Consider the following 16,171-nt stretch of genomic DNA (forward strand, 5'->3'; position numbering starts at 1 on the left):
TGAATGGTCTCTTTGTTTAGCGCATTAAGTTTTGTAGGACGGTTTATAGTTATGGTTGCAATGCTGTTTTCTTTTGCGATTAAAATGTTTTTGTAGCTCATTGTGATGATTTAGGAGTTGATTATAGGAAGTGAAACCGTAAATTGGGTTCCTTTTCCAAATTCTGTTTCAAAGGTAATTGTTCCTTTATAATTTTCGATGATGTTTTTGATAATACCCAAACCCAGACCCATTCCGCTGTTTTTGGTGGTGAATTTAAATTCGAATATACGATCAATATCTTCGGGGCTGATTCCCGTTCCGTTATCGGCAACGCTGATCAGCACATTATTCAATTCCTTTTTTACGTTAACAAGGATTTTTTTATCTTCCTGTTGTTCCGGAATGGATTGGATGGCGTTTTTGACCAAATTGGTGATAATACGAATGAGTTGTGTACGGTCTATTTTTGAAATAATCTCCGAAGATTCGCTTTCAAAAGCAATCGATTCCTCGTTGAAAATATCCAGCGCCAATTCCACTACCTCCACCACGTTTAAGGTTTCGTTTTGTTGGGCAGGCATGGAAGCGAAATTTGAAAAAGCAGACGCAACGGAATTCATGGTGTCTATTTGCTGAATCAAGGTTTCGGAGTAGTCGTGCATTTTTTGTTTTATCTCCGCATCGTTTGGATCAAATTTTCTCTGAAAACTCTGAACGGTTAGGCGCATTGGGGTCAGTGGGTTTTTAATTTCATGGGCCACTTGCTTTGCCATTTCGCGCCAAGCCTCTTCTCTTTCGCTTTGCGCTAGTTTTACGGCGCTGATTTCGAGCTGGTCCACCATTCGGTTGTAGGCGCTGATCAATAAATTGATTTCTTTGCTGCTTGCCTCTAACACGATTTTTTTGTTTTTTTGCTTCAAACTGGTCTCGTTTAACCGGTCAGAAATGGTCTTTAGGGACTTTGTTATGTAAGTGGCGAGAAAATAGGCTAACGCAAAAGCCACGATCAGCATAAAGGAATAGACCTGTCCTAAACGGATCAGAAAACTGTTTAATTCCTTGTCATAGAAACCATCATCTTCCAGGTACGGTAAGTTCAAAACACCCAGAGGTTTAAATTTATCGTCTTTTATTTGTGTAAAAGAAGATCTGTTTTTAACACCATTTATGGTCTTGATGTCTACATATCTTTTCTCAATTGAGGAACGGACCAGTTTTAAAATATATTTGGGAATCGGAGGCGAAACCTTATCGACGGAAAAAGACTCTTTGGAGGACTTTAATAATTTTCCGTCCAAGTCGTAAATATTTATTTCAATGTTATGTATGTGCGCCAATTCGTGAATTTTGTCCTTGAAAATCAGATCCAAATTTTCGGTTGTCAGCGGATAGGTAGTTGTTGAAAGCACATAGTTAATATGTTCGCGGACCGCGTTTTCTTTGCGTTCTAACCGTTCCTGGTGGTACTCTTTTGCTTCGTTTTTGAATTGGATGATTGAAATGGAAGCGAGCAGGACAGAGGCTACAATTATCAATACGATCATCGAAAGAAAGATCCGAATTCGCAATGACAACATCGATATTTTAAAGCCTTTTAACATAATTAAGATTGATTTTTTTCTCGAATTTTTTTGTAGAATTTAAATCCAAGCATAATCAAAACCGAAAAACTGATAATTCCGATAACGCCATAAATCCAGTTTACGGCATTTTTTAACACTACTAAGAAAACCACTGAGAAAAGTATTATGGTAGCTCCCTCATTCCACAGACGCATGAAGTTCGTCGTATATTTTATTTCGTTGTTCTGCAATTGTTTGAATATTTGATGGCATTTGCCGTGATACAAATACAACACAAATACGAAGCCAAGTTTTACCTGCATCCACGGCATTTTTAACCAAGCAGCTCCCAGATCCGTAAAAAACAACATCCAAAAGGCAAAAAAACTAGCCAATATCGCTGATGGCCAAGTGATGATATACCACAAACGGTAGCTCATTATTTTGTATTGTTTTTGCAATATCTCCTTTTCTGGGGATGGTTTCTGTGCAGCTTCAATTTGGTAAACAAATAACCGAACGATGTAAAAAAGACCTGCAAACCAGGTGATCACGAAGATGAGGTGTAGGGATTTTAGATAGTTATAATAGTCCATCGGCAGTTTTAATCAATTTTGTTTTCATTTCTTTTCGTAGGAAATAACCAGTCAGTATTGTTGATGCGACATCAGCAATAGGGAAGGCAACCCACACCCCAAAAATACCGAAAAAATTCGGTAGAATGAGCACTAAGGGAATTAAGAAAAATCCTTGTTTGCTCAAGGTCAGAAACAATGCCTTTTTAGCTTTTCCGGCCGCCTGAAAATAGGCCGCGCCGATTAGCTGGATTGCAATTATGGGCGATGCGGCAAATACCCAACGCAAGGCATCTGGAGTTTCGGCAATCACCGTGGGATCAGTGGTAAAGATGGAGACTATGGGAGTGGCAAACAGCAGGATAAATACAAAAATGGTAGCCGCTATAAGTGCAGCATATTTGATGGAAACCTGTATGCTTTCCTTTACTCTTTCATACTTTTCAGCTCCATAATTGAAACCTGCAATGGGAAGAAACCCTTGAGTGATACCTAATATCGGGAACAAGGCAAACATCAGCATTCTGCTGATTATCCCATACACGGCGATAGAATGTTCCCCACCATAAGTATATAAGGTGTGGTTGAGAATTATGGCTAAAATACTAACCACGCCTTGTCTTGAAAAAGTGACAAAACTCAATTCAGTAATTTCTTTTATAATAGGAAAATGGAATTTAAAATGGCTTGCCTTTAGTTTTAATTCGCTTTTAAACATAAAAAACCAAAGCACAAACAAGAAACACATGAAATAGGAAATTGCCGAGGCCAAAGCCGCACCGAACATCCCCAAGTTCATTATTTTTATGAAAACGATATCAAGTGCAATGTTGACAAAAGCGGGAATAATCATGGCAAACATAGCGAATTTGGCTTTGCCCTCGGCTCTTATGATATTATTTCCCATCATGCATAATGCCAAAAAAGGCACAGAAAGTATGATAGGAAAGAAGAATTCTGCTGCTGGTTCCATGATAGCGCCTTTTGCGCCAAAAAGCAATAGCATTTCGCTACTGAAAAAAATACCCAATAATGCAAATACAGATGCCAATAGGAAAGTCATCATGATTTGGTTAGCGAAGGTAGATAGTGCTTTCTCTTTTTTATTAGCGCCCAAAGCTCTGGAAAGAACGGAACCTCCGCCGACTCCAATTGCCATACCTAATGATGAAATCAGGAAGGTTATTGGCAGGACTACGGTGACAGCCGCAATAGCGAGTGAACCAATCCATTGCCCAACAAAAATAGTATCGATTAAAATATTGACCGACATGAATAAAATCCCTATAGATGCTGGAACTGCTTGTTTTATCAAGAGTTTTTTAATGTCTTGTGTCCCTAGTTCCTCGGCTGAAACTGCCATTTATGCATTCCTTTTTTCAACAATTGCCCATTCACTTATCCAATTGCTTACGGTTTTACACCAATCGTCGCTGTCGTTCAGACACGGGATGGCCAAAAATTCTTCGCCTCCGTTCTTTTTGAATTCGTGATTGGCCTCCATTGCGATTTCCTCTAATGTTTCCAAGCAATCAGAAACGAATGCTGGAGTTACAACAGCTAGTTTTTTTATTCCTTTTTCAGGCATTTTGTTCACCTCGACATCCGTATAGGGCGTCAACCATTTGTCGCCCGCCAGTCGCGATTGAAAGGTCTGGCTGTATTTTCCTTCGGGAATCCCTAAAAGTTTAACTACTTGTTTGGTTGTTTCATAGCACTGGTGGCGGTAGCAAAATTCATGTGCTGGCGATGGTGTATTGCAGCAGGAGCCATCAATTTTGCAATGTGATTTGGTTATGTCAGTCTTACGGATGTGACGCTCTGGAATCCCGTGATACGAGAACAGCAAATGATCGTAATCGTAACCCTCTAAATGTCCTTTAATCGAATCGGCCAGATTTTTTAAGTAATCGGGCTTGTTGTAAAATGCAGGAACGATTGTAAATTTCATTTCCGGGAAGTGCTTTTTGCGCAATTCTTCGGCCAATTCTAAAATGGTGGTTGTGGAAGCCATTGCATGCTGAGGGTACAAAGGAAATAGAAGCGCCTCGTTCACCCCTTTATCGTGCAATTCTTGAAGCCCGGACAGCAGCGATGGGTTTCCATAACGCATAGCTAGGGAAACGGGAACATCAACCATTTTTTCTACCTTTTTATGCATTCTTTTGGAAATAACCACAAGAGGTGAACCTTCATCCCACCAAATTTTTGCGTAAGCGGCAGCCGATTTTTTGGGCCTTGTTTGAAGAATGATTCCTCGGACAAGTAATGCTCGTAGAAGAAAAGGAACGTCGATAACGTATTTATCCATTAAAAACTCATCTAAATAGGGCTTTACATCTTTTGCTGTTGGACTTTCTGGGGAACCTAAATTGACTAATAATACACCTTTCATTTTATTTTTGTTTTCATTAAGTCTCGTTCTGCAAAACGAGAAATTGTTCGATAAAAGTAGACAAACTTATTTTTTGATAAATTCGAATTAACTATTTTTTATTTATTGTTTAATATGTAAAATCAATACTCCATTAAGTATTTGGATTGATTGACATCAAATATTTCTTTGGCGTGGTGGCAAATTTCTTCTTGAATGCGGCAATGAAATGGCTTCCGGTGCTATATCCTATTTTTAATCCTACCTCATTTACGTTGTAAGATCCGCTGTCGAGAAGTTTTCGGGCAAAATCCATTTTGTAATCAAACAGAAAGCCATAAACGGTATCGCCATAAATCTGCTTGAAACCCATTTTTAGTTTTTTCAAATTCAAGCCTATTTCATCAGCCAGTTCCTGCAAACCCGGCGGTTCTGCCATGTTGGCAATAATGATTTCTTTGGCTTTTTTAATTTTCAAGACGTTGTCTTCGTCTATCAAAAATGGGCATTGTTCTGCATTTGGATCTTCGGTTCGGTTGAAATACAAGCTTAACAATTCGTATCCTTTTCCTTTATAGTATAGGTTTTTAATGGAAGGATGCAAGTTGTAATGAAACAATTGACTCAAGACAATTGCCATCGATGGGCTGATCTTTCCTTCGTTATAATATTTTTTGTCTTTATTGTCTCCGCTCAAAAAAGTGATGTAATCCGCTTCGGAAGAAAACAACGCATGAAATTTTTTGATCGAAATTATGACGGAAATTACCCAGGAATTTGGGGCCAGTTCTAAATTTAATGGCAATTCTTTTTGGGGATTATATAGAAGCAAGGATTTTTCCTCTTTCATATCCAAAGCATAATTCCCCTGATTGAAGATAAACTTGGCGCTTCCTTTTAATCCAAAGTGGAATTGGATTAGGCCGCTACTGACTTCGCGCTGTGCATTAAAAACTTCAGTACTATCGTTTTGAAAGCGAATCAACGTAAAATCATCTTCGATTTTAATTATTTCTTGAGAACTCATAGCGACATTTTTTAATTGTAAAAATGATAATTATCATATAATTTTATTTAGAACCACTCTAAACAAACAATAGATAATTACCCATTATCAGTACAAAAATAGCCTTTTTTATAATAAAAGAGACGATTAGAAACAAAAAAACATGAAGCGACACAAAAAGTACTTCTAGCGTTACTTTTATAAATAGTATAGCTCTAATTTTGTTTCACTTTCTGGAAAAGTATTTATATGGAAAATAACAACTTATCAAAGCATCAGTATTTTTACGCGGTTGGTTTAAGCTATAAAAAAGCGGATGCCGAAATCAGAGGAAAATTTAGCCTAGATGCTGCTGCTAAATCACGTTTACTGGAACAAGCCAAAAGCGAAGGGATTGAAAGTCTAATCGTTACTTCTACCTGCAACAGAACGGAAATTTACGGATTTGCGGAACACCCTTTTCAACTGATAAAATTGATTTGCGAAAACAGCCAAGGAAGTGTCGAGGAGTTCCAAAAAGTAGGTTTCGTATATAAAAATCAAGAGGCCATCAGTCATATGTTCCGCGTTGGGACGGGTTTAGACAGCCAAATACTCGGTGATTTCGAGATCATTTCTCAAATAAGATCAAGCTTTGTGCAATCAAAAGAGTTGGGCCTTGCCAATACTTTTATGGAAAGGTTGGTTAACGCCGTGATTCAAGCGAGCAAAAAAATAAAAACAGATACAGAGATCAGTTCGGGAGCCACTTCGGTTTCTTTTGCTTCTGTACAATATATTATCAAGAACGTTGAAGACATTGGTAACAAAAACATCCTACTGTTCGGGACAGGGAAAATAGGAAGGAATACCTGTGAAAATTTGGTAAAGCACACCAAAAATGAGCACATAACGCTCATCAACAGAACCAAAGATAAGGCCGAGAAATTGGCGGGAAAACTGAACCTAATCGTTAAGGATTATTCTGAACTGCATTTGGAGTTGCAAAAAGCTGATGTTGTCGTGGTAGCTACGGGGGCTCAAAACCCCACGGTTGACAAAGCAATTTTGAACCTTAAGAAACCATTGTTGATTTTGGATTTATCCATTCCTAAAAATGTAAATAAAGACGTTGAGGAGTTAGAAGGCGTTACCTTGATTCACATGGATTATTTGTCGCAACTAACGGACGAAACCTTAGAAAACAGAAAAATGCACATTCCTGCAGCCGAAGCTATAATTGAAGAGATCAAAGAGGAATTTAATATTTGGACAAAAGGGAGAAAGTTTGCGCCAACAATTACCGCTTTAAAGGAAAAGCTGAATGCCATAAAGACTTCAGAACTGGATTTCCAAAGTCGGAAAATATCCGATTTTAATCTCGAGCAAGCTGAAATTATCAGCGCAAGAATCATACAAAAAATAACCACTCACTTTGCCAACCATTTGAAAGATGACGACACCATGGTGGACGAGAGCATCGAATGGATTGAAAAAGTATTCAAAATTAGCGCTGCCGTCAAATAATGGAGAAAACGATACGAATAGGAACTCGCGACAGCGAACTCGCACTTTGGCAAGCACATACTGTTGAGAAAAAACTAAATGATTTAGGCTACAAAACTAAAATTGTCGCCGTAAAATCAACTGGAGACATTATTCTCGACAAACCACTTTACGAGCTCGGAATCACAGGAATTTTTACTAAAACACTAGATATTGCCATGATTAATGGTGATGTTGATATTGCAGTGCATTCCATGAAAGATGTTCCGACGGCATTGCCTAAAGGGATTGTTCAGGCAGCAGTTTTGGAAAGAGCCACCACATTGGATATTTTAGTGCACAAAGGTAATCTTGATTTTCTAAACGGGGAAGGAACTATCGCTACAGGCAGTTTACGTCGTCAGGCGCAATGGCTGAACAAATACCCAAAACATACCGTAGTCAATTTACGTGGAAACATAAATTCACGCATGAAAAAACTTGATGAAAGCGACTGGGATGGAGCTGTTTTTGCGAAAGCAGGCTTAGAAAGGATTAAGCTGACACCAGACAATTTCATTGATTTAGATTGGATGATACCTGCTCCAGCCCAAGGAGCTATGGTTGTAGTTGCAATGCAAAATGATGCTTTTACTCTAGATGCTTTATCACAATTGAATGATATCGAAACGGAAATCGTCACTTATATCGAACGCCAGTTTCTTAAAACCCTAGAAGGGGGTTGTACGGCGCCAATCGGAGCTTTAGCAATTTATAATGAAGAAGAAGACAGCATTCATTTTCAAGGGGTTTTGTTTTCATTGGACGGAAAAGAAAAGATTGAAATCGACAAAATTGTTCCTATCGAAGAGTGGAAGAAATTAGGGTTTTATTCTGCTCAGGAAATCTTAAATAATGGCGGAACAAAATTGATGACGGAAATTAAAAATAATTTGAAGAAGTAATGAGCCAAACAAGCATTTTATCCACCAAAACATTGTCAGCAGAACAAAGGCAAGTATTTCTTGACGCTGATTTTGATCTTTTAGAACAAGATTTTATCGAAATAAAGAACAACCTTTTTGAACTGAATACAATCAACAACAACTTGATTTTTAGTAGCCAAAATGCTGTTTTAAGTTTGGTGGAACAAAACGGTTGGGAAGTTCTAAAGTCTAAACCTGTTTTTTGTGTAGGGATTAAAACCAAAGAATTACTTGAAGTTAACGGTTTTACAGTTGATGTTTATTTGGATTACGCATCTGAATTAGCTGAAATAATCACTTTAATTTACAACGAGGAAAGCTATACTTTTTTAAGCGGAAATTTGCGCAAAGAAACCTTGCCTGCAGCATTGAAGAGCGCAGGGATAACATTTAATGAAATAGAAGTTTACGAAACCAAGTTGGCGCCTTTCAAAATATCAGATCAAGAGAAATTTGACGGAATTATGTTTTTTAGCCCATCTGCCGTTGAAAGTTATTTGACAAACAACAAAATCAAAAATGAAATTTGTTTTTGCGTAGGCAATACCACTGCAAAAACATTAGAAACAAATAAAGTTAAAAACATTGTAATTGCCCAAACACCAACAATAGAAGAGGTGATTGAGGAAGTTATAGAATATTATAAAACTGATAGCGAGTAGCAATCAGCTAAAATTTAAAACATGATCAAAAACGACTTATTTTTAAGAGCATTAAAAGGAGAAACAGTACAACGTCCACCAGTATGGATGATGCGTCAAGCGGGTAGATATTTGCCTGAATTTATCGCTTTGCGTGATAAATATGATTTTTTCACTCGTTGTCAAACTCCGGAATTAGCTGCCGAAATTACCGTGCAACCTATTCGTAGAATCGCTCCGGATGCTGCCATTTTATTCTCGGATATTTTGGTGATTCCGCAAGCCATGGGAATTGAAGTGTTGATGAAACCAAATTTCGGACCGTTTTTGCCAAATCCTATCCGTACGATTCAGGATGTGGAAAATGTAATTGTTCCTGATGTTCATGAAACTTTGGGGTATGTTTTTGACGCTATCAAATTGACAAAAGAAATGTTGAATGATGAGGTGCCGTTGATCGGTTTCGCAGGTTCGCCATGGACGATTATGTGTTATGCAGTAGAAGGGCAAGGATCTAAAAGCTTTGATAAAGCAAAAGGGTTTTGTTTCTCACACCCAGAAGCGGCACATGTTTTATTGCAAAAAATCACTGATACCACTATTTTATACTTGAAAGAAAAGGTAAAATCAGGAGTAGATGCCGTTCAAATTTTTGACTCTTGGGGTGGAATGTTATCTCCAACTGACTATCAAGAATTCTCATGGAAATACATCAACCAGATCGTAGAAGCATTGGCAGATGATGCTCCGGTTATCGTGTTCGGAAAAGGATGTTGGTTCGCTCTTGGCGAAATGGGAAAAAGTAGGGCTTCCGCTTTAGGGGTAGACTGGACTTGTTCTCCAAGAAACGCAAGATACCTTTCGGGTGGAAACATCACGTTGCAAGGGAATTTTGATCCGTCAAGACTATTGTCTCCAATTCCCGTTATCAAGAAAATGGTACACGAAATGATTGACGAATTCGGGAAAGATAAATACATAGTGAATTTAGGCCACGGAATTTTACCAAATATTCCCGTAGATCATGCGAAAGCGTTTATTGATGCCGTAAAGGAATACAATCAGTAAGATTTCATAAAAATGCTAAACAAGGGATTGCGAGACGAACAAAGTATCAAGATAGACAACATGCTGAGGATGTTGTATTCTTTGGTTTTTGTACCCAAATTTTGGAATATTGAAGACACAAGCATCCTTGATAATCAGTTAACCGGTTTTGATCTGACCATTGAAAATCTAAAGGATTTAAATGACAATGATTTGATTGCGCATTTAGGTCGATATCATTTGGACTGGAAACAATTCGAGCAATTTGCAGACGTTTTAGTGCTTTTATCTCAAGAAAAACAATTCGATTTTCTACAGAAAGCCGTTGCTATTTACAATTACATTCAACAGCAAAGCAAGACTTTTTCGTTTGATATTTTTAATAAAATAGCTGCCGCAAAAGAAAAATTATAATGAAAGAACAATTCTTTACATACATACAAAACCTTCAAGACCAAATCGTAGCAGGTTTAGAAGCTGTTGACGGTGAAGCCAAATTCCGCGAAGACTGTTGGGAGCGTCCGGAAGGCGGAGGAGGAAGAACACGCGTAATCGAGAACGGTGCTGTTTTTGAAAAAGGCGGAGTGAATATTTCAGCCGTTCACGGGAAATTACCAGACAGCATGCAAAAACTGTTTAATGTAGGTGAAGCAGACTTTTTTGCCTGCGGACTGAGTTTGGTTTTGCATCCAAAAAGTCCCATGGTGCCTACGGTTCATGCCAATTGGCGTTATTTTGAAATGTATGATGATAACGGGAATGTAATCCAACAATGGTTTGGCGGAGGACAGGATTTGACGCCCTATTATCTGTTTGAGGAGGACGCAATCCATTTTCATCAAACGTGTAAAACCGCTTGCGACAAACACAAGAAGGACTTTTACCCAAAATATAAAAAACAATGTGATGCCTATTTCTGGAACGCACATCGTAATGAAGCTCGCGGAATTGGCGGATTGTTTTTCGACTATTGCAAAGAAACCGAAAGCATGAAAATGCAAGATTGGTTCAATTTTGTAACCGAAGTTGGAAATAGTTTCCTCGAAGCTTATGTCCCGATTGTAGAAAAAAGGAAAAATTTGCCCTATACCGCAGAACAGAAAACATGGCAGGAAATCCGTCGCGGTCGCTATGTTGAGTTCAATTTGGTTCACGACAAAGGCACTTTATTTGGGCTAAAAACCAACGGTAGAATCGAGAGTATCCTGATGAGTTTGCCACCGAATGTGCAATGGGTCTACGACCATCATCCGGAAGCGGGAAGCGAAGAAGAGAAACTGCTAAACGTGTTGGAAAACCCAGTAGAGTGGATTTAATTATCAATTATTCATTGTCAATTATAAATTAAGAAATATGTTCCCATTACACAGAGGCCGAAGATTAAGAACCAATGAATCGATCAGAAGTTTGGTTCGTGAAACCAGCTTGAGTGCTGCGGATTTTATGTTTCCTATGTTTATTGCCGAAGGAGAAAACGTACAAGTCGAAATTGCTTCAATGCCGGGAATCTTTCGTCGTTCAATCGACTTAACGGTTAAAGAAATCAAGGAATTGTTCGATTTGGGCATTCGTGCAGTAAACATCTATGTAAAAGTAAGCGAAAACTTAAAAGACAATACGGGAAAAGAAGCTTGGAACAAAGACGGATTAATGCAAAACGCGATTCGCGCCATCAAAGCGGCTTGTCCGCAAATGATTGTCATGCCTGATGTGGCTTTGGATCCGTATTCCATGTATGGTCATGACGGAATTATTGCAAACGGCGATATTGAAAATGATTCTACTGTCGACGCTCTAGTTCAAATGGCCGTTTCTCATGCTGAGGCAGGCGCCGACTTTGTCGCACCCTCAGACATGATGGACGGTCGCGTGTTGCGTTTGCGCCAAGGCTTGGACGCCGCAGGTTTCCAAAACGTTGGGATCATGAGTTATTCTGCCAAGTACGCTTCAGCATTTTACGGACCTTTCCGTGATGCCTTGGACAGTGCGCCTGTTGACAGTGAAAACATTCCAACGGATAAAAAGACCTACCAAATGGATTATGCGAATCGCCTCGAGGCCATCAAAGAAGCCCTTTGGGATGTCGAGGAAGGTGCCGATATGGTTATGGTAAAACCCGGAATCGCTTATCTGGATATCGTTCGCGAGGTCAAAAACGCGGTAAATGTTCCGGTGACTGTATTTCATGTTTCCGGTGAATATGCGATGATCAAAGCCGCTGCCGAAAGAGGTTGGCTGGACCATGACAAAATCATGATGGAGCAATTAATGTGCATCAAACGCGCGGGAGCAAGCTTGATTTCAACCTATTTCGCAAAAGAGGCTGCAATACTTTTGAACAGATAATTAGCGAATCAGTATATTTTAGAGTAATTTTAATCTTCAAAAAACGAGTTGTTTTTGAGAAAACTAAAAAAACGTGGTATGAAAAAAGTAATAGTAATTGCAATCGCATTTTTAGCTTTTTCTTGCAAAAAGCAAGGTTCGGAGGCATTTGGCAAAGAAGTTGAAACTAAAGTTGCCGTTTCTGAAGGGATGCCGGCACAAACACAAACAGCGATAGAACTCGGGCAGAGCATTTTCGAAGGGAAAGGGAATTGCATCTCTTGCCATCAAGTCGACACAAAATCAATAGGACCAAGCGTTCAGGAGATTGCGAAAATCTATAAGGACAAAAACGCAAATATGGTCGCGTTTTTGAAAGCAGAAGGAGAACCAATTGTGGATCCTAGCCAATACGAGGTGATGAAAACTAATTTTGCTGTTACAAAAGCAATGTCTGATGAAGAGCTTAAAGCTTTGGAAACTTATATATACAGTAATTAAAAATAGTTGAGGCTGAATTTAGTTCGGAATTTTTTGAAGCTGATTCCCGCTGTCCGCTGTATCTTTCCTCGCCTAAATAAGGCAAGAAAAGGATGCCATTCCCACCAGGGCTAAAAAAACAAGAACCATCTCAACCGAGGTGGTTTTTTGATTCAGGAGGTTGTCGTTAGCGATTATTTTTGAAGTTTAGCTGCTCTTTGTGAACCATGCGGTTTAATTTATTATTTTTATTCTATGGAAACAGCTTGCATCAAAACGCCTTTGGGAATTGCTACGGTTATAGGAGACGAAAAGGGGGTTTCGGCAATTTCAGTTGCCGATGAAGGCGAGGTTTCAGCAATAATTCCAGCAATTTTAAATGATGCCGTTTCCCAACTCAATGATTATTTCGAGGGGAAAAGAAACGATTTCACTTTCAAATTGAACCCAAAGGGAACCGAATTTCAGCAAAAAGTATGGAAAGCCTTATTGGAAATTCCATACGGGAAAACCAGAACATATCTGGAACAGTCCAAAATCTTAGGTGACGTCAAAGCGATTCGAGCCGTGGCTTCCGCCAACGGGAAAAATCCGTTGTGGATTGTGGTTCCTTGCCACAGGGTCATCGGAACCGACGGTTCGCTGACCGGTTATGCCGGCGGCTTGTGGCGCAAAAAATGGCTTTTGGAACATGAAAACCCAACAACGCAACAAAGTTTATTCTAATATAGTAATGCTATGATTGAAAAAATCCGCCTTGACAACATACTTTTCCTGGACATAGAAACCGTACCCGAAGCCGGGGACTTCAACGAATTGGATTCGGAGATGAAAGACCTTTGGGAGCACAAAACCCAATACCAACGGAAGGACGAGTATACCCCGGAAGATTTCTACGACCGAGCGGGGATTTGGGCCGAGTTCGGGAAGATTGTCTGCATTTCTGTGGGATATTTTGTCACCAAAGGCGATATCAGGAATTTCCGCGTGACCTCCTTTTTCGGTGAGGAAAAGAAAATTTTGAATGATTTTAATAATTTGCTGAATATGCACTTCAACCAGCCCCAACATGTTTTGTGCGGGCATAATGCGAAAGAGTTTGATTTTCCTTTTATCGCCAGAAGGATGATAATTAACCAAATTGCCATTCCCAACAAACTGAATCTATTTGGGAAAAAACCGTGGGAAATTCCGCATTTAGATACCTTGGAGTTATGGAAATTTGGTGACTACAAGCATTTTACTTCTTTAAAGTTAATGTGTAAAGTACTTGGGGTTCCTTCGCCGAAAGGCGACATCGACGGCAGTCAGGTAGGACATGTTTTTTATGTGGACAAAGATATTGATCGAATTGTGACCTATTGCGAAAAGGATACCATCGCTGTTGCCCAGATCTTTCTTCGGCTACGCAGAGAAGATTTATTGATTGACGACGAGATTATCCATGTTTAAACGAAGTTTTCCTCGTCAGTTTTCAAAATCCACAAAAACTTTAATCTTAATTGGTTACTTTTGTCAACATGAGCAAGCCTTTACTTTCGATAAATAATCTTGAGATTTCTTTCAAAAATGAAGGGGGTTATAAGGCTGTCATAAAAAATATCAGTTATGATTTGCACGAGAATGAAATTCTGGGAATCGTAGGTGAATCAGGTTCAGGAAAGTCTGTCTCTTCGTTGGCCATTATGGGCTTGTTGCCCGTACACATTTCTAAGGTTTCGGAAGGTACGATCGTTTTTGACGGGAAAAATGTAGCGCATTTGGGTGAATCAGAATTACAGAATCTGCGCGGAAATGAAATCGCCATGATTTTTCAAGAACCCATGAGCTCGCTGAACCCATCGCTTAAATGCGGTTTTCAAGTGCAGGAAATTCTACTGCAGCACACAAAATTATCCAACTCAGACGCGAAGGCAGAAACACTTTTATTGTTTGAAAAAGTAAAACTGCCGAATCCCGAAGTATTGTTCGAAAAATACCCCCACGAAATTTCTGGCGGGCAAAAACAACGTGTCATGATTGCCATGGCTATTGCCTGCAAACCTCAGTTGTTGATTGCTGATGAACCGACAACGGCGCTCGATGTTACCGTTCAAAAAGAAATTATTCAATTGCTGAGAGACATTCAACAGGAGACTGGAATGAGTATCATTTTTATATCCCATGATTTGTCCTTGGTTTCTGAAATTGCGCATCGTGTTTTAGTGATGTACAAGGGTGAAATTGTAGAACAGGGAGAAGTGAAACAAATTTTCAGAAATCCGGAACACAATTATACCAAGGCTTTAATCGCCTCTAGACCATCTTTAAATTTTCGGTTGAAACGCTTGCCTACCATTCAAGATTTTTTAAGTAATGACATAAATCCTGAAATTGTAACTCTAGACAACAGATTGCAATTTCATGACAAGTTATACAGTCAAGAACCAATATTAGAGGTCATTAATGTAGAAAAGGAATATTTTTCCACGGCTGGCTTCTTCGGGAAAAAATCCGGTTTTAAAGCGGTAAATGACGTGAGTTTCAAATTGTACGAAGGTGAAACTTTAGGGCTTGTTGGGGAGAGCGGCTGCGGCAAGTCTACCTTGGGCAATGCCATCTTGCAATTGGACAAAGCCACATCCGGCCAGATTTTATATCGCGGACAAGACATCACAAAATTGGGGAGCGCTGAGATCAAAAAACTCAGGAAAGAAATACAGATTATTTTTCAAGATCCGTATTCTTCGTTAAACCCAAGAATTCCCGTTGGAAAAGCCATCATGGAGCCAATGCAGGTTCACGGCCTGTATAAAAACGACAAAGAAAGGAAAGCCAAAACCATTGAAATTCTGGAACGGGTGGGACTCGGGGGAGAGTATTTCAACCGTTATCCGCACGAATTTTCCGGAGGGCAAAGGCAGAGAATAGGAATAGCGCGTACAATAGCCTTACAGCCCAAATTAATCGTTTGTGACGAATCAGTCTCGGCATTGGACATATCTGTTCAGGCGCAGGTTTTAAACCTTTTAAACGAGCTGAAAGAGAATTTCGGTTTCACCTATATCTTCATCTCGCATGATTTGGCGGTGGTGAAATACATGAGTGACCAAGTATTGGTAATGAACAAAGGAAAAATAGAGGAAATCGCTGATGCGGATGAATTGTACGCTAACCCTCAAAAGGAATATACGAAGAAACTGATAGAAGCCATCCCAACTGGAGAAAATTAGCGAGCGTGTTTAAATGGGAGTAAAAATGTTGGATATGAGAATGAATATTAGGAGAAAATGAGTGAAACGCCCAAAACATATTCGATTTTAGTTGTTGAAGACAATTTCAGTGATTATGATACGATAAAAGGTTTAATATCGGGATTGGATTTTAAATCGGAAGTCAAGCACGCAAAGGACTTTAAGGAAGCTTCTTTCATTTTGTCTTCCGAAGATAAGTTTTTTGATGCCGTATTATTAGACCTGACATTGCCTGATATCAGTAAAGAGAATGTTATGACCGAAATGTTAAATTTAGTGTTTTTTGGTCCAATCATAGCTTTGACCACTATTGCTGACGTGGATATTTGTCTTAGATCAATTTCTCAAGGGATTTCGGATTATTTGGTAAAGGACGGATTGTCTGCAGCGATGTTGCGTAAAAGCATGCTTTGCGGCATAGAGAGAAAAAAGATTTTCTTTTCATACGAGACGGCAAAAACACGCTATAGCGATCTTTTTCATTTGAGCCCTTTGC

The 16,171-nt window shown here is 39.2% G+C and carries 17 protein-coding genes and 1 pseudogene; 12 read left to right on the top strand and 6 right to left on the bottom strand.

Annotated features, from left to right (window positions below; all coding sequences use genetic code 11):
• From VIH09_RS08735 to VIH09_RS08760, 6 genes and pseudogenes are all read right to left on the bottom strand, one after another.
• A pseudogene (locus VIH09_RS08735) lies at positions 1 to 101 on the bottom strand (enoyl-CoA hydratase); the annotation flags it as partial.
• A gap of 9 nt (positions 102 to 110) precedes the next feature.
• Positions 111 to 1,583 (bottom strand): sensor histidine kinase, encoded by a 1,473-nt coding sequence (locus VIH09_RS08740; protein WP_414656148.1) that lies wholly within the window; start codon positions 1,581 to 1,583, stop codon positions 111 to 113.
• Between the two features lie 2 nt (positions 1,584 to 1,585).
• Positions 1,586 to 2,140: a CopD family protein gene (locus tag VIH09_RS08745; RefSeq protein ID WP_331580001.1), complete on the bottom strand. Its 555-nt coding sequence runs from the start codon at positions 2,138 to 2,140 to the stop codon at positions 1,586 to 1,588.
• On the bottom strand, positions 2,127 to 3,482 hold the full coding sequence (locus VIH09_RS08750) for an MATE family efflux transporter (protein WP_331580004.1): 1,356 nt from the start codon (positions 3,480 to 3,482) through the stop codon (positions 2,127 to 2,129). The genes VIH09_RS08745 and VIH09_RS08750 overlap by 14 nt, the downstream gene beginning before the upstream one ends.
• A complete protein-coding gene (gene hemH / locus VIH09_RS08755) occupies positions 3,483 to 4,514 on the bottom strand; it encodes a ferrochelatase (protein WP_331580006.1) in 1,032 nt (343 codons plus the stop codon).
• Between the two features lie 133 nt (positions 4,515 to 4,647).
• A complete protein-coding gene (locus VIH09_RS08760; RefSeq protein ID WP_331580008.1) occupies positions 4,648 to 5,520 on the bottom strand; it encodes a helix-turn-helix transcriptional regulator in 873 nt (290 codons plus the stop codon).
• 228 nt (positions 5,521 to 5,748) lie between these two features.
• Between VIH09_RS08760 and hemA the strand changes: the two genes are divergently transcribed.
• From hemA to VIH09_RS08820, 12 genes are all read left to right on the top strand, one after another.
• The gene (hemA, locus tag VIH09_RS08765) at positions 5,749 to 7,005 is read left to right on the top strand and encodes a glutamyl-tRNA reductase (protein ID WP_331580010.1); all 1,257 of its coding nucleotides are present in this window, start codon (positions 5,749 to 5,751) and stop codon (positions 7,003 to 7,005) included.
• On the top strand, positions 7,005 to 7,928 hold the full coding sequence (gene hemC, locus VIH09_RS08770; RefSeq protein ID WP_331580012.1) for a hydroxymethylbilane synthase: 924 nt from the start codon (positions 7,005 to 7,007) through the stop codon (positions 7,926 to 7,928). Before hemA ends, hemC begins: the two co-directional genes overlap by 1 nt.
• Positions 7,928 to 8,611 (top strand): uroporphyrinogen-III synthase, encoded by a 684-nt coding sequence (locus VIH09_RS08775; RefSeq protein WP_331580014.1) that lies wholly within the window; start codon positions 7,928 to 7,930, stop codon positions 8,609 to 8,611. Before hemC ends, VIH09_RS08775 begins: the two co-directional genes overlap by 1 nt.
• Before the next feature lie 21 nt (positions 8,612 to 8,632).
• The gene (gene hemE, locus VIH09_RS08780) at positions 8,633 to 9,658 is read left to right on the top strand and encodes a uroporphyrinogen decarboxylase (protein ID WP_331580016.1); all 1,026 of its coding nucleotides are present in this window, start codon (positions 8,633 to 8,635) and stop codon (positions 9,656 to 9,658) included.
• Between the two features lie 12 nt (positions 9,659 to 9,670).
• On the top strand, positions 9,671 to 10,051 hold the full coding sequence (locus VIH09_RS08785) for a hypothetical protein (RefSeq protein WP_331580018.1): 381 nt from the start codon (positions 9,671 to 9,673) through the stop codon (positions 10,049 to 10,051).
• Entirely contained in the window at positions 10,051 to 10,953 is a 903-nt protein-coding gene (hemF, locus tag VIH09_RS08790) for an oxygen-dependent coproporphyrinogen oxidase (protein WP_331580020.1), read from the top strand. The genes VIH09_RS08785 and hemF overlap by 1 nt, the downstream gene beginning before the upstream one ends.
• Before the next feature lie 37 nt (positions 10,954 to 10,990).
• On the top strand, positions 10,991 to 11,983 hold the full coding sequence (gene hemB, locus VIH09_RS08795) for a porphobilinogen synthase (RefSeq protein ID WP_331580022.1): 993 nt from the start codon (positions 10,991 to 10,993) through the stop codon (positions 11,981 to 11,983).
• A 78-nt stretch (positions 11,984 to 12,061) separates the two neighbouring features.
• Positions 12,062 to 12,463, top strand: coding sequence for a c-type cytochrome (locus tag VIH09_RS08800; RefSeq protein ID WP_331580024.1), 402 nt, complete (start codon positions 12,062 to 12,064; stop codon positions 12,461 to 12,463).
• A gap of 234 nt (positions 12,464 to 12,697) precedes the next feature.
• The gene (locus VIH09_RS08805) at positions 12,698 to 13,168 is read left to right on the top strand and encodes a methylated-DNA--[protein]-cysteine S-methyltransferase (RefSeq protein ID WP_331580026.1); all 471 of its coding nucleotides are present in this window, start codon (positions 12,698 to 12,700) and stop codon (positions 13,166 to 13,168) included.
• Between the two features lie 12 nt (positions 13,169 to 13,180).
• Complete coding sequence (locus VIH09_RS08810) at positions 13,181 to 13,894, top strand: 3'-5' exonuclease (protein WP_331580028.1); 714 nt, start codon at positions 13,181 to 13,183, stop codon at positions 13,892 to 13,894.
• Between the two features lie 68 nt (positions 13,895 to 13,962).
• Positions 13,963 to 15,654: an ABC transporter ATP-binding protein gene (locus VIH09_RS08815; RefSeq protein ID WP_331580030.1), complete on the top strand. Its 1,692-nt coding sequence runs from the start codon at positions 13,963 to 13,965 to the stop codon at positions 15,652 to 15,654.
• A 57-nt stretch (positions 15,655 to 15,711) separates the two neighbouring features.
• On the top strand, positions 15,712 to 16,171 hold a 460-nt coding region (locus VIH09_RS08820), incomplete at its 3' end, for a response regulator (RefSeq protein ID WP_331580032.1).

It is taken from the genome of Flavobacterium sp. (genome assembly GCF_036515215.1).
In the GTDB taxonomy this organism is placed as follows: domain Bacteria; phylum Bacteroidota; class Bacteroidia; order Flavobacteriales; family Flavobacteriaceae; genus Flavobacterium.

What these genes read in the sequence shown, in the direction of transcription:
- VIH09_RS08810 (WP_331580028.1), top strand. Translation starts at nt 13,181, where the DNA reads ATGATTGAAAAAATCCGCCTTGACAACATACTTTTCCTGGACATAGAA.
- VIH09_RS08800 (WP_331580024.1), top strand. Translation starts at nt 12,062, where the DNA reads ATGAAAAAAGTAATAGTAATTGCAATCGCATTTTTAGCTTTTTCTTGC.
- hemF (WP_331580020.1), top strand. Translation starts at nt 10,051, where the DNA reads ATGAAAGAACAATTCTTTACATACATACAAAACCTTCAAGACCAAATC.
- VIH09_RS08805 (WP_331580026.1), top strand. Translation starts at nt 12,698, where the DNA reads ATGGAAACAGCTTGCATCAAAACGCCTTTGGGAATTGCTACGGTTATA.
- hemH (WP_331580006.1), bottom strand. Translation starts at nt 4,514, where the DNA reads ATGAAAGGTGTATTATTAGTCAATTTAGGTTCCCCAGAAAGTCCAACA.
- VIH09_RS08740 (WP_414656148.1), bottom strand. Translation starts at nt 1,583, where the DNA reads ATGTTAAAAGGCTTTAAAATATCGATGTTGTCATTGCGAATTCGGATC.
- VIH09_RS08750 (WP_331580004.1), bottom strand. Translation starts at nt 3,482, where the DNA reads ATGGCAGTTTCAGCCGAGGAACTAGGGACACAAGACATTAAAAAACTC.
- VIH09_RS08785 (WP_331580018.1), top strand. Translation starts at nt 9,671, where the DNA reads ATGCTAAACAAGGGATTGCGAGACGAACAAAGTATCAAGATAGACAAC.
- hemB (WP_331580022.1), top strand. Translation starts at nt 10,991, where the DNA reads ATGTTCCCATTACACAGAGGCCGAAGATTAAGAACCAATGAATCGATC.
- hemA (WP_331580010.1), top strand. Translation starts at nt 5,749, where the DNA reads ATGGAAAATAACAACTTATCAAAGCATCAGTATTTTTACGCGGTTGGT.
- VIH09_RS08745 (WP_331580001.1), bottom strand. Translation starts at nt 2,140, where the DNA reads ATGGACTATTATAACTATCTAAAATCCCTACACCTCATCTTCGTGATC.
- VIH09_RS08815 (WP_331580030.1), top strand. Translation starts at nt 13,963, where the DNA reads ATGAGCAAGCCTTTACTTTCGATAAATAATCTTGAGATTTCTTTCAAA.
- hemE (WP_331580016.1), top strand. Translation starts at nt 8,633, where the DNA reads ATGATCAAAAACGACTTATTTTTAAGAGCATTAAAAGGAGAAACAGTA.
- hemC (WP_331580012.1), top strand. Translation starts at nt 7,005, where the DNA reads ATGGAGAAAACGATACGAATAGGAACTCGCGACAGCGAACTCGCACTT.
- VIH09_RS08775 (WP_331580014.1), top strand. Translation starts at nt 7,928, where the DNA reads ATGAGCCAAACAAGCATTTTATCCACCAAAACATTGTCAGCAGAACAA.
- VIH09_RS08760 (WP_331580008.1), bottom strand. Translation starts at nt 5,520, where the DNA reads ATGAGTTCTCAAGAAATAATTAAAATCGAAGATGATTTTACGTTGATT.